11 protein-coding genes are annotated in these 12,652 nt (G+C 34.2%); 8 read left to right on the forward strand and 3 right to left on the reverse strand.

What is annotated here, in order from left to right:
* Positions 1-34: 34 nt before the first annotated feature.
* From FNW52_RS08050 to FNW52_RS08060, 3 genes are all read left to right on the forward strand, one after another.
* A complete protein-coding gene (locus tag FNW52_RS08050; protein ID WP_143376991.1) occupies positions 35-1,141 on the forward strand; it encodes a glycosyltransferase in 1,107 nt (368 codons plus the stop codon).
* On the forward strand, positions 1,132-1,683 hold the full coding sequence (locus tag FNW52_RS08055; RefSeq protein ID WP_116762359.1) for an RNA polymerase sigma factor: 552 nt from the start codon (positions 1,132-1,134) through the stop codon (positions 1,681-1,683). The genes FNW52_RS08050 and FNW52_RS08055 overlap by 10 nt, the downstream gene beginning before the upstream one ends.
* A 651-nt stretch (positions 1,684-2,334) precedes the next feature.
* The gene (locus tag FNW52_RS08060; protein WP_143376937.1) at positions 2,335-3,156 is read left to right on the forward strand and encodes an energy transducer TonB; all 822 of its coding nucleotides are present in this window, start codon (positions 2,335-2,337) and stop codon (positions 3,154-3,156) included.
* An 87-nt stretch (positions 3,157-3,243) separates the two neighbouring features.
* Here FNW52_RS08060 and FNW52_RS08065 read toward each other — a convergent pair whose 3' ends face one another.
* Entirely contained in the window at positions 3,244-4,092 is an 849-nt protein-coding gene (locus FNW52_RS08065; protein ID WP_143376938.1) for a M48 family metalloprotease, read from the reverse strand.
* A gap of 235 nt (positions 4,093-4,327) precedes the next feature.
* On the opposite strand from FNW52_RS08065, the gene lipA reads away from it, so the two are divergent.
* The 3 genes from lipA to FNW52_RS08080 all read left to right on the forward strand — a co-directional run bounded on the left by lipA (position 4,328) and on the right by FNW52_RS08080 (position 8,802).
* Complete coding sequence (gene lipA / locus FNW52_RS08070; protein WP_143376939.1) at positions 4,328-5,197, forward strand: lipoyl synthase; 870 nt, start codon at positions 4,328-4,330, stop codon at positions 5,195-5,197.
* Positions 5,198-5,383: 186 nt separating this feature from the next.
* Positions 5,384-6,376 carry a type I glyceraldehyde-3-phosphate dehydrogenase gene (gap, locus tag FNW52_RS08075; protein WP_143376940.1) on the forward strand — a complete coding sequence of 331 codons (993 nt, stop codon included), beginning with the start codon at positions 5,384-5,386 and terminating at the stop codon, positions 6,374-6,376.
* Between the two features lie 245 nt (positions 6,377-6,621).
* Positions 6,622-8,802 (forward strand): ATP-binding protein, encoded by a 2,181-nt coding sequence (locus FNW52_RS08080; RefSeq protein WP_143376941.1) that lies wholly within the window; start codon positions 6,622-6,624, stop codon positions 8,800-8,802.
* Here the strand turns inward: FNW52_RS08080 and FNW52_RS08085 are convergent.
* Both FNW52_RS08085 and lpxK read right to left on the reverse strand, forming a co-directional pair.
* Positions 8,799-9,611 carry a purine-nucleoside phosphorylase gene (locus FNW52_RS08085; RefSeq protein WP_143376942.1) on the reverse strand — a complete coding sequence of 271 codons (813 nt, stop codon included), beginning with the start codon at positions 9,609-9,611 and terminating at the stop codon, positions 8,799-8,801. The two genes, FNW52_RS08080 and FNW52_RS08085, sit on opposite strands and share 4 nt — an antisense overlap.
* Positions 9,583-10,608: a tetraacyldisaccharide 4'-kinase gene (gene lpxK / locus FNW52_RS08090; RefSeq protein WP_143376943.1), complete on the reverse strand. Its 1,026-nt coding sequence runs from the start codon at positions 10,606-10,608 to the stop codon at positions 9,583-9,585. The genes FNW52_RS08085 and lpxK overlap by 29 nt, the downstream gene beginning before the upstream one ends.
* Positions 10,609-10,747: 139 nt before the next feature.
* On the opposite strand from lpxK, the gene FNW52_RS08095 reads away from it, so the two are divergent.
* Positions 10,748-11,845 carry a Nif3-like dinuclear metal center hexameric protein gene (locus FNW52_RS08095; protein WP_143376944.1) on the forward strand — a complete coding sequence of 366 codons (1,098 nt, stop codon included), beginning with the start codon at positions 10,748-10,750 and terminating at the stop codon, positions 11,843-11,845.
* 3 nt (positions 11,846-11,848) lie between these two features.
* Positions 11,849-12,628, forward strand: coding sequence for a zinc ribbon domain-containing protein (locus FNW52_RS08100; RefSeq protein ID WP_143376945.1), 780 nt, complete (start codon positions 11,849-11,851; stop codon positions 12,626-12,628).
* Positions 12,629-12,652: the final 24 nt, after the last annotated feature.

Consider the following 12,652-nt stretch of genomic DNA (forward strand, 5'->3'; position numbering starts at 1 on the left):
TTTGCAGTCGTTTTTAAAAGCCAAAAATACTATGATGCTAACCTTTACTTTATACTTTTTTATTGCAATAGTTGTCATTCAACTTTTTTATTATTTGGTTGTTTTTGGTAAATTCTCTTTTGCAAAAGCACAAGAAATCAATGCCAAAAATATTCCGATTTCTGTAATTGTTTGTGCCAAAAACGAGGAAGAGAATGTGATTAAATACATTCCATTACTTGCCGAACAAAATTATCCCGACTTCGAAATCGTATTAATCGACGATGCTTCTAGCGATAATACGTTAGAAATTTTTGAAGAATTTGAAAAAACATATCCTAATATTCGCTTGGTAAAAGTAAAGAATAACGAAGCTTTTTGGGGAAACAAAAAATACGCTTTGACATTGGGTATTAAAGCCGCAAAAAAAGAATATTTATTATTTACAGATGCCGATTGTTATCCTACTTCAAAAGAATGGATTGCTGCCATGAGTACTCAATTTTCAAGAGAAAAAACAATCGTATTGGGTTATAGTGGTTATGAAAAAACAGAACGTTCATTTTTGAACAAACTAATCCGCTTCGAAACTTTACTCACTGCTGTTCAATACCTTTCATGGGCAAAAAGAGGCAATCCTTATATGGGAGTAGGTAGGAATTTAGCCTACAAAAAAGAGGAGTTTTTTAATGTAAACGGTTTTATTGACCACATACAAATTCGTTCTGGAGATGATGATTTATTCATTAATCAAGCAGCCCATTCAGACAATGCCACTATCAGCTATAGCCCTGAAAGCTTTACGTATTCAATGCCTAAAACCACTTTTAAAGATTGGTTCATTCAAAAAAGAAGACATGTGACTACTGCCAAACATTATAAAGCTTTTGACAAAGCACAATTAGCTCTTTTCTTTAGTTCACAATTGTTATTCCTTATATTACCTATTATTTTGTTAGCCTTCCAATTTCAATGGATTTTGGTATTGAGCCTAATTGCTTTTAGATATTTATGTACTTGGATAGTTCTTGGATTTGCCGCTGGAAAATTAAAAGAAAAAGATGTGATGTATTGGTTTCCCATTATAGAATTTATACTTATATTCACACAAATTAATGTCTTTGTAACCAACATATTCTCAAAACCTGCGCATTGGAAATAAACAAACATATAGAAAAAGCCAAAAAAGGCGATCAGGTTGCCTTTACTTTTCTATTGGATTATTATTGGAATGAGGTCTATGGTTTTATGCTTAAACGCACCGAAAACGAGACCACTGCCGAAGACATTACTATAGAAACTTTCTCTAAAGCTTTTGATAAAATAGCATCCTACAATTCAGAATACCAATTTAACACTTGGTTAATTTCTATTGCAAAGAATGTTCATATCGATTTGATACGTAAAAACAAGTCGAGCCTTTTTATAGAAATTACAGACGAACAAGACCAACAGGCTTACAATATTGCCGATACCACGCCCTCTGCGGAAGACGTATTAATCACAGAACAAAATCTTTCGCAATTATTGCAATTCATCAAAGAATTGAAACCCCATTACCAAGAAGTTATTCAGTTGCGCTATTTTCAGGAAATGAGTTACCAGGAAATTGCCAATAAAATAGACGAACCCTTGAGTAATGTAAAGATCAAACTACTTCGCGCCAAAAAACTACTTTCTGAAATCATTCAGAATAGACGGTAATTTTATTCATTCCATTTTTTCCTCTCAAAGTGGTTTGTCAAGTCGATCGCTAAATATCATTAAGTTAAGCTTTTTTACAAGTATTTTCAATACTTGAGAGCTGCTCGTGTTCTTATATTACCCGATTCATCCAATTTAAAAATGACAAAATAAGATAATTTAGATATGCAATATCACGTAAGTTTGTCATCTCGACGAAGGAGAGATCTCCACAAGTAGCTCGACAATACTTGTGAAATAAGCTTTTTTTCTTAATCTTAATGACATTGCATTCGACTTGACAACAATAGTGATTTTAAACAACATCTTAAAAAAACAACTTTAATTGTTAATTCAATTTAGTTTCCTTAAGAATTTAATCGCCTCCAGTTTGTCATTTCGACGAAGGAGAAATCACACATAAATTACGTAATGTGATTTCTCCTTCGTCGAAATGACAAAAACAAACCTTAAGGGAACGATATCAATTGTTAATTCCACAAACATTAACTCGCTAAAAATCATTAATTTATCGTGTAATATCAACTATTTAACAAAATAATTAATAAATACTCATCTTTCTATACACTAAAATTCCTGTTATTTACGTTAAAAGTTAAAACCCTTATAGCTTATGATTTAATTTCTACTTAACCATTAAATCCATAAATTATGTCTAGACTAAGCATTTACGAAACCAATTGGATTGACGTTGTTTTCGAAAACAGAAACAGAGAGTATGGCGCCTATTCTTTACGCCAAGAAAACACCAAAACCTCCTTATTTGCTCTGTTTATAGGAGTGTTACTTTTGACCTCGGCCATTAGTGTTCCTGTGGTTTATAATTATCTAAATCCAGATCATAGAATACCTTCATTAGTTCCTGATTTGCCGCCAGTCGTTGTTGTAGATATTACGCCTTATGAACTGCCTGAAACAAAAGCAGAAGAAGCAATTGTACCCGAAATTAAAAACCCCATTATAGAGAATAGCAACACCCAACTTATAAATCCAGAAATCGTTCACGCCGCGGTAGCAACTCCAGAAAATATTGCCACAAACACTGAACTTAAAAGCAATACTAGTGACAATCCAACAGGGGCGGCTAGTACAGGATTAGGTCCAACTCCGTCAACAGGCACAAATATAACAAGTACTGTTGGTATTACGGAAAAAACAATTGTACCAACCTCAGCATTAGATAAAATGCCCGAATTCCCAGGAGGAATCAAAAAGTTTTACACTTATGTTGGCAATAATTTTGAAAAACCAGAAATCGATAGCGAAAATGCTATTCGCGTAAGTGTCTCTTTTGTGATTGAAAAAGACGGAAGCATGACCGATATAAAAGTACTAAAAGACCCCGGTTATGGCTTAGGAACGGAAGCCATTCGAGTTTTGAAATCTTTAAGGATCAAATGGGCTCCAGGAATTATTGACAACGAACCAGTTCGAACCGCCTACAATTTGCCAATTACAATACAACCTAATTAGGTTGGAAATATAAAAAGAGAAAGCTGAACTCCAAAAGTTCAGCTTTCTCTTTTTATAAATTAACGGCAATACAAAAATAAAAATCTATTATTTCTTTTTAGCAGTAGTCTTTTTAGCAGTTGTTGTCTTCTTTGCAGCTGGTTTTTGTTGCACATACGGCTTGTACAAACCATCTTTCTCTGCTCTTGCTTTGGCATCATCTGCTCTTTGATTAGAATCAGGATGAGAACTCATCATTTGATCGATAATAGTACTTTGAGCCCCTTGACTCATTTTTGCCAATATTCTAAAAGCAGACTCCTCGGCATTCACATTATACCCATTTTTTTTCATGAAATCATAGGCAAATAAATCGGCTTCGGATTCTTGCGTACGGCTGTGCTTGCTATCGATCATGGCACTACCAATTTTTGCCAACTGACTATCGGTTATTGCCGCAACCTTATTAGATTGTGAAGCCGCTGCATCAATCAAAGCTTCTTTTTGATACAAGGCTTTCATGGCATCTCTTGAATCATGGTTATTAACATGACCTATTTCATGACCAATAACGGCAATTAACTCATTATCGTCCATCATATCCATCAAGCCCGAAAAAACACGTACACTTCCATCTGCGGTAGCAAAAGCATTAATATCTTTAGTAAGATATACTTTGTAGTTCAAGGTATAAAACTCTCCTTTGGTGTATTTTCCAAAAACTTTATCCAAACGAATCGCATAAGGATCAGTTGGCCCAGCCACTTTATTTTCGGTATCCATTTTATCAACTGCAGGTTTAGATAAAGCTGCGGCATCTGTATCGGTAAAAGTCAATCCTGTCATTCCTTTTTGAACAGCACCTAACGCTCTTTCACCAAAATTAATTTGTGCTTGAGCTGTAGAAATTCCAAACAATAGTAAAGAAACTCCTAATAGTAATGATTTTGTATTCATCTTTTATTTTGTTTATTTTAAAAGTACAAATATACTACAAGTTTAAAAACAACGGAATCCCGTTTAATTTTAATATTTAAAATTTAACACCTAATTAATTTAGTAGTAAAATCAATTTTTACTGCGAAAAACCAAAAAATCACTTGATAACCAAACAAGTTTTATCAAAATTCATAAATAGGGAACTCTAATTCTAAAACTACATTCCATATCTTTGCAGTCTGAAAATTAAAATATGGAAACTGTTTTAGACAATACATTACCCGTTGGAAAGCCAAAATGGCTGAAGGTAAAACTCCCAATAGGACAAAAATACACCGAGCTTCGTGGTTTGGTAGATAAATATAGCCTGAATACTATCTGTACTTCTGGAAGTTGCCCGAATATGGGGGAATGTTGGGGAGAAGGAACGGCAACGTTTATGATTTTAGGGAATGTCTGCACCCGTTCTTGTGGTTTTTGTGGTGTAAAAACCGGAAGACCCGAAACGGTAGATTGGGATGAACCCGAAAAAGTGGCACGTTCCATAAAAATTATGAATATCAAACACGCAGTAATTACAAGTGTTGATAGAGATGATTTGAAAGACGGTGGTTCTATTATATGGATTGAAACCGTAAAAGCCATCCGAAGAATGAACCCGAATACTACCCTAGAAACTTTGATTCCTGATTTTCAAGGTATCGAAAGAAACATAGACCGTATCGTTGAAGCCAATCCAGAAGTGGTTTCTCATAACGTAGAAACTGTTCGTAGATTGACTCGTGAAGTACGCATACAAGCCAAATACGACCGAAGCTTAGAAGTTTTGAGATACCTAAAAGAAAAAGGCATCAACAGAACTAAGTCTGGAATTATGTTGGGACTTGGCGAACAAGAAGAAGAAGTTTTTCAAACCATGAGAGACTTACGTACTGCCAATGTAGATATTGTAACTATTGGTCAATATTTACAGCCTAGTAAGAAACACCTTCCAGTAAAAGAATTCATAACACCCGATCAATTTGCGATTTATGAAAAATTTGGTTTAGAGTTGGGCTTTCGCCATGTAGAGAGTGGTCCATTGGTACGATCTTCTTATAAAGCGCAAAAGCATATTTTATAAATTAGTTTTCAGTTTTCAGTCTCAGTCTCAGTTTTCAGAGCTGTCTATAAATATTGAAAGTTGCATTCTTAACAAATTTTTTAAAAAAGTAAGCAGCAATGTACTGTTTTTAAAATTAACACCCCTTATTGGACTGAAAACTGTGACTGAAAACTGTGACTGAAAACAAACTTGAAACAAAAAATATTGAAAACAAGAATCGCTATAAATGGATTTGGAAGAATTGGTCGAAATTTATTTCGCTTGCTTTTAAACCATCCCACTATTGAAGTAGTCGCCATCAATGACATCGCCGATAAAAAAACCATGGCGCATTTAGCAAAATACGACAGTATTCATGGTGTTTTGCCTTTTGCGGTAAGCGTAGATGAAACGGGTATTTTTGTTGAGGGGAAACATTTTTTATTTTTCCATGAAAAAAGCATTTCAAACCTAGACTGGAAAAGTTTAGACATTGATATCGCTATAGAATCTACAGGAAAATACAAAACTTTTGAAGAGATAAACGCGCATATTCTAGCAGGAGCCAAAAAAGTAATTCTTTCAGCTCCATCAGAAGTGGATACTATAAAAACTGTTGTTCTAGGTGTTAATGAATCTATTCTTGACGGAACAGAAACCATTATCTCTAATGCCAGCTGCACTACCAATAATGCTGCACCCATGATCAAAGTCATTGATGAACTTTGTGGTATTGAGCAAGCCTACATTACCACTATTCACTCCTATACTACCGATCAAAGTTTACACGACCAACCCCATAAAGATTTACGTAGGGCCAGAGGCGCAAGCCAATCTATAGTTCCAACTACCACGGGAGCAGCCAAAGCATTAACCAAAATTTTCACAGCACTTGATGGAAAAATGGGAGGTTGCGGAATTCGAGTACCCGTTCCAGATGGTTCACTAACGGATATTACATTCAATGTAAAACGTGCCGTTACCATAAATGAGATAAACGATGCCTTTAAATTGGCCTCTCAAACCTCTTTAAAAGGATTTTTAGAATATACCGAAGACCCAATTGTTTCTGTAGATGTAATTGGCAATCAAAATTCATGTATATTTGACTCACAACTTACTTCGGTAATTGACAAAATGGTAAAAGTAGTAGGTTGGTATGATAATGAAATTGGATATTCTTCTAGAATCATTGATTTAATTCTATTAATAAAGTAATAATAGAACATACTCTCAAATAAAAAATGAGCATGATCAAAAATTGGTCGTAAACATTAATTATGGCATAAAAACCAACAAATAGTACCGTATGAAATCGTCATGATTTCATACGAAATCGCCATGACAGCAGTTGTCGCAATTAAAAATCATCGAATACCAAAATAAAATATTATCTGATGAGATAAACACCACTGAAGATCTGGCGATACCATATTCAAATAAAAAGCAAATATTATCTTCATATGAAATACTTTTTATTATTTATTATTTTTTTTCATTCGCTACTCTATTCCCAGAAGAGAACTACAGTAGACAGCGTCGCTTACTACTCTAATTTAGTAGCGGAAAATATAAATAACAATAAATATAAAGAAGTTCTATTCTATACCCAAAAATCAATAGATTTTTGCAAAAAAAACAATAAAACAGAAGCCGAAGCTACTCAAACTTACAAGCTCGGAAAAATTTATTTTGACCTAAAACTTTACAATGATGCTATTGAAATTTTAAACAAAAGCATTCTATTATTCAATACTATTTCAACAAAACCAAACAAAAAAGTAGCAGATGCGTATTATTATATAGGCTTGTCCCATATAGCGAAAAAAAATTATGCGCTTGCAGAAAATTGCATTTCTAAGTCGGAAGAAATCCGAAAGAAACTAGGCATTAGAGACAAAGCCAATTTAATCAACCTTCAAAAAGGAATACTTTCAAAAATAAAGGGAAATACCACTTTGGCTTCTACTATATTCAACGCCATCATTGCCCAACCAGATAATAAAGTTACCACGAATACTCGAACCGAAGCACTGTATCAAATAGGAACCATTGAAGCATCGGCTAAAAGATATAATTTGGCTTTAAATTATTTCAACAGAGCCTTAGAATTAAATAAAAAAACCAAAAACCTCGATCAAAAATCGAATCTTCTATTGGCAATCAGTTCTATTTATGAGAGAATGTTAGATAAAACTACTGCCTATACCTACCTAAAACAATATTTGAACTTAAAAGAGAGCATTGCCCTTGCCAATGATGAAAAATTAGGCATCAATGATTATGAAAATTTCAAAGAAACTCAACGATTACAAGAAACTTTACGCCACGAAAAAGAGAACAAAGACAAAGAAAAGTCTGAAAAATTCTCTAAACTCATAAGCATTCTTGCTATTGCCATTATTTCAATTTTATCTCTATTGAGTTTGTCTCTTTATAAAAACAATATCATTCGTAATCAAACTAACTTATTATTGAAAGAAAAAAATAATGAATTAATTCTAGCAAAAAACAAAGCAGAAGAAGCTTCAAGAGCGAGATCTGAGTTCTTATCAACCGTAAGCCACGAATTACGAACACCCTTGAACGCTATAAATGGAATTACCCATTTATTATTGGAAGAAAATCCGAAAAAATCACAAATGCACTATTTATCTTCTTTGAAATTTTCCGGCAACTATCTGACTACATTCATCAATGACATTTTAGAGATCAACAAAATCGAGTCTAATAAACTAGAAATAGAATACATCAATTTTAATCTAAAACAATTATTAGGAGACATTCAAAACTCTCTCAAAGAAATAGCCACCATAAACAACAATACATTCTTACTCAAAATTGACTCCGCAGTTCCCGAAAATTTGATTGGCGATCCTACTAAATTGTCTCAAATCTTCATGAACTTAATCAACAATGCCCTAAAATTCACCAATAACGGAACCGTTAGTGTAATTACCAAATTACGATCTTATCAAAATGATAATGCTATTGTTTATTTTCAAATCATAGATACTGGGATTGGAATTCCAGAAGATAAGCTGAAAACGGTTTTCAAAAGTTTTTCTCAAGGATCTGTAGAAATCAATAGGAAATTTGGAGGGACTGGATTAGGACTTACCATTGTAAAAAAACTAGTTCGAATACTTGGAGGACAAATAAAACTAAAAAGTATAGTTGGTCAGGGAACGACTTTCTCCTTTGAATTGAATTTTAAAGTAGATTCAAAACCCATTGCTATTAAATCCAAAATTAAAAATTACGATCCAGCAATATTCAAAAACAAAAAAATATTGGTGGTTGAAGACAACAAAATCAACCAAATGATTACGCGAAAAATGTTGACAAACAAAGAAATTGAATGCACTATTTTAGACAATGGCGAAGAAGCCATACAAATCTTGAAAGACAATACATTCGATTTGGTTTTAATGGATGTGCATTTGCTTGGCATCAACGGAACTATTGCTACCCAACAAATTAGAGAATTTGACACCACAACTCCAATCATTGCTCTTACTGCCATTTCATTAGATGAGAATAGAGAAATGTTACTCTCTTTTGGCATGACCGATGTAATCACAAAACCATTTGCTCCTGAAGATTTTTATACTATCATTGCCCAAAACATAACCAACTCCTAACCTCTTACTATCAATTCTTTGATCAGATTCCGTAGATTAGGTTCTGCTTTTTTAGCGGCTTCTAAAACCTCTTGATGAGAAACCGTTAGAATACTATCCTCATCGCCCATATCGGTTATAATGGAAACCCCAAAAGTCTCTAACTCCATGTGTCGTGCCACAATTACCTCGGGAACGGTAGACATTCCTACACAATCGGCACCCAAAATCTTAACCATTCTATATTCGGACAAAGTTTCGAAAGTAGGACCTTGCAAACCTAAATAAATCCCATCGTGAACTTCAATGTTTAACTCCTGCGCGATTTCTTTGGCCCTAGCGATCATTTCTACCGAATAAGGTTGACTCATATTGACAAACCTTGGTCCAAAACGTTCATCGTTTTTTCCTCGTAAAGGATGCTCCGGCATAAAATTGATATGGTCTTTGATAATCACAATCGAACCCACTTTGTAATTCGGATTTACACCACCGGAAGCATTAGAAACTATTAATTTTTCTACGCCCAGATACTTCATCACCCGAACAGGAAAAGTCACTTCCTTCATAGAATATCCTTCATAAAAATGGAAACGACCTTGCATCGCAATCACTTTTTTTGTGCCAATGGTGCCAAAAACCAATGCGCCTTTGTGTCCTTCAACAGTTGAAACGGGAAAATTTGGTATTTCCTCATACGGCAAGGTATGCTCTATAGCAATATCATCAGTAAATCCCCCCAATCCAGATCCTAAAATCACTCCATATTCTGGAGTAAAATTTATTTTCCCTTTAATAAAACTAACTGTTTCTTGTACTTTGTCCCACATAATTTAAAATATTTTCATTAAAACTATCTTCATCAGAAAGAAACGTACTTTTTATAGGCAAAAAATAAAGCTGTCCACTTAAGATACTTCCTTTCAATCGCACATAATCTTTTTCGGTTGTTACTATAATTTTATTGCTTGCTTTTTTCTTAATTTCCAGCAATTCGCTTTCGCTAAAATGGTGGTGATCGGGAAAAGTCAAACATTCGTCATTTTCTTGTTTCAAATGGGCGAAAAATGATTCGGGTTTGGCTATTCCAGCCAAAAGTATCTTATTTAGACTTTTAATCCCCTCCACTTTTAGTGTTTCCTTTTCAGAATAAACCACCTCATCATACTCTATAAAGGTAAAGAACAAATTTTGATTGGAAGAAAGACGAAGTTGTTTTTTTATTTTATTTTGAGCATCCAACGAAAGATTCGAAGGGCATTTTGTAACAATAACAACATTTGCTCTTTGCACTCCACTCCTACTCTCTCTTAAGTTTCCTGTGGGCAACATAAAATCATCACAGTACAAATCTCCATAAGAAGTCAACATAATATAAAAACCAGCTTTTACTTTTCGATGTTGAAAAGCGTCATCCAATAAAATAACTTCTGGGGCATTTGAATTGGAAAGCAACTGCTCGATTCCATTTTTTCGATTGGCATCAACAGCCACCTGAATGTTCTTGAACTTTTGATAGAACTGAAACGGTTCATCTCCTAATTGCAGTGCATCCGAACTATCATTCGCCAAAACAAACCCTTCCGATTGTCTTTTATAACCTCTACTCAAAGTGGCTACTTTATATTTACCAGATAGCAACCGAATTAAATATTCAATTTGAGGCGTTTTTCCGGTTCCGCCCACGCTAAGATTCCCAACCGCAATGACTGGCAAATCAAAAGAATAGGCTTTTAAAACCCCTGTATCGAAAAGATAATTACGAATACTCGTAATGAAGCCATACAAAATGGCAAATGGGAACAGTATTTTTCGAAGTAAATTCATTTTACGAAAGTATAATATTTTATCTTTGGACGGAAATTATTAAAACCAAACTAATGTTAACTTTACAAATTAACACCAAATAGTTTATGTTGTTAATTTCATAGAGTACAGATTAATAAATACCCAAAAAGATTAAAAAATGAGTACAATAAAAGAAATCCTTTCTATACTTGAAGAAATGGCTCCATTGGCTTATGCCGAAGATTTTGATAATGTTGGTTTAATAATAGGAAACGAAGACTCTGAAGCAACGGGTGTTTTAGTTTGCCACGATGCTTTAGAAAATGTAATTGACGAAGCCATAGCCAAAAACTGCAATTTGATAGTTTGTTTCCACCCTATTTTATTTTCTGGAATAAAGAAAATAACGGGAAAAAATTATGTAGAGCGCTCCCTCCTCAAAGCCATAAAAAACGACATTGCTATATATGCCGTTCATACCGCATTAGACAATCATCCAGAAGGGGTTAATAAAATATTCTGTGATACTTTGGGACTCACAAACACCCAGATTTTAATTCCAAAACAAAATCACATCCGAAAATTAGTTACCTATACCATAAGAGATAATGCCGAAAAAGTCCGTAATGCTTTGTTTGAAGCAGGAGCGGGAAGCATTGGCAATTATGACAAATGCAGCTTCAACTCCGAGGGAACTTTTACCTATCAAGGGAATGAAAAAAGCGAGCCTACTATTGGCGAAAGAGGTGTGTTATCTACAGGAACCGAAACCAAAATCGAAGTCGTTTATGCCAAACATCTGGAGGCAAAAATCATAAAAGCGCTAAAAGAGAATCATATTTACGAAGAAGTGGCTACCGAAATCTACAATATGAAAAACACCTTTAATCATATTGGTTTGGGAATGATTGGCGAACTGGAAGAATCTATGGATGAAAAAGATTTTCTGCTGTATGCCAAAGACAAAATGAAAGCCAACGGAATTCGTCATTCTGCCTTTGTAGGAAAAAAAATAAAAAAAGTGGCAGTCTTGGGAGGATCAGGTAGTTTTGCCATAAAAAATGCAATTCAAGCCGGTGCCGATGCTTTTTTGACTGCCGATTTGAAATATCATCAGTATTACGAAGCCGAAAATCAACTTTTATTGGCCGATATTGGACATTTTGAAAGCGAACGCTATACAAAAGAGTATATTGTTGATTATCTTAGGAAAAAAATCCTTAATTTTGCAATCATTTTATCGGAAGAAAATACAAATCCAGTTAAGTACTTATAGAATATGGCGAATACGAAAGAATTAAGTGTTGAGGACAAGTTAAGAGCAATTTACGATTTACAGCTAATTGACTCTAGAATTGACGAAATCAGAAACGTTAGAGGTGAACTTCCTTTAGAGGTTGAAGATTTAGAAGATGAAGTTGCAGGTTTAAGCACTCGTTCAGAGAAATTGAAGGGAGAACTCGAAGTAGTCGAAAATCTTATCAAAGAAAAAAAGAATGCAATCGACGAGCACAAAGAAGCTGTCAAAAAATACACTAAACAACAAGAAAGCGTTCGCAACAACCGCGAATTCAACTCTTTGACTAAAGAAGTAGAATTTCAAGAATTAGAAATTCAACTAGCCGAAAAGCAAATCAAAGAAATGAAAGCTTCTATTGAGCATAAAAAAGAAGTAATTGCTACTTCAAAAGAGCGATTAGAATCTAAATCATCTCACTTAAAACATAAAAAATCAGAATTGGATGCTATCATGTCTGAAACTCAAAAAGAAGAAATCTTCTTATCTGAGAAATCAGCAGAATACGAAGCACTAATCGAAGACCGTTTATTGGTAGCATACAAAAGAATCAGAAGCAGTGTTCGTAACGGACTAGCAGTTGTTTCTATCGAAAGAGGAGCATCAGCAGGATCATTCTTCACTATTCCACCACAAACACAAGTAGAAATTGCTTCTAGAAAGAAAATCTTAATTGATGAGCATTCAGGAAGAATTTTAGTCGACAGTGTTTTGGCTGAAGAAGAAAGAGAGAAAATGGAACAATTGTTTTCTAAATTCTAAAAATAAGTAAGTCCCGATCTAATC

The organism is Flavobacterium sp. ZT3R18 (assembly GCF_007097385.1).
GTDB lineage: Bacteria > Bacteroidota > Bacteroidia > Flavobacteriales > Flavobacteriaceae > Flavobacterium.

What these genes read in the sequence shown, in the direction of transcription:
- FNW52_RS08050 (WP_143376991.1), top strand. Translation starts at nt 35, where the DNA reads ATGCTAACCTTTACTTTATACTTTTTTATTGCAATAGTTGTCATTCAA.
- FNW52_RS08060 (WP_143376937.1), top strand. Translation starts at nt 2,335, where the DNA reads ATGTCTAGACTAAGCATTTACGAAACCAATTGGATTGACGTTGTTTTC.
- FNW52_RS08065 (WP_143376938.1), bottom strand. Translation starts at nt 4,092, where the DNA reads ATGAATACAAAATCATTACTATTAGGAGTTTCTTTACTATTGTTTGGA.
- lipA (WP_143376939.1), top strand. Translation starts at nt 4,328, where the DNA reads ATGGAAACTGTTTTAGACAATACATTACCCGTTGGAAAGCCAAAATGG.
- FNW52_RS08080 (WP_143376941.1), top strand. Translation starts at nt 6,622, where the DNA reads ATGAAATACTTTTTATTATTTATTATTTTTTTTCATTCGCTACTCTAT.
- FNW52_RS08085 (WP_143376942.1), bottom strand. Translation starts at nt 9,611, where the DNA reads ATGTGGGACAAAGTACAAGAAACAGTTAGTTTTATTAAAGGGAAAATA.
- lpxK (WP_143376943.1), bottom strand. Translation starts at nt 10,608, where the DNA reads ATGAATTTACTTCGAAAAATACTGTTCCCATTTGCCATTTTGTATGGC.
- FNW52_RS08095 (WP_143376944.1), top strand. Translation starts at nt 10,748, where the DNA reads ATGAGTACAATAAAAGAAATCCTTTCTATACTTGAAGAAATGGCTCCA.
- FNW52_RS08100 (WP_143376945.1), top strand. Translation starts at nt 11,849, where the DNA reads ATGGCGAATACGAAAGAATTAAGTGTTGAGGACAAGTTAAGAGCAATT.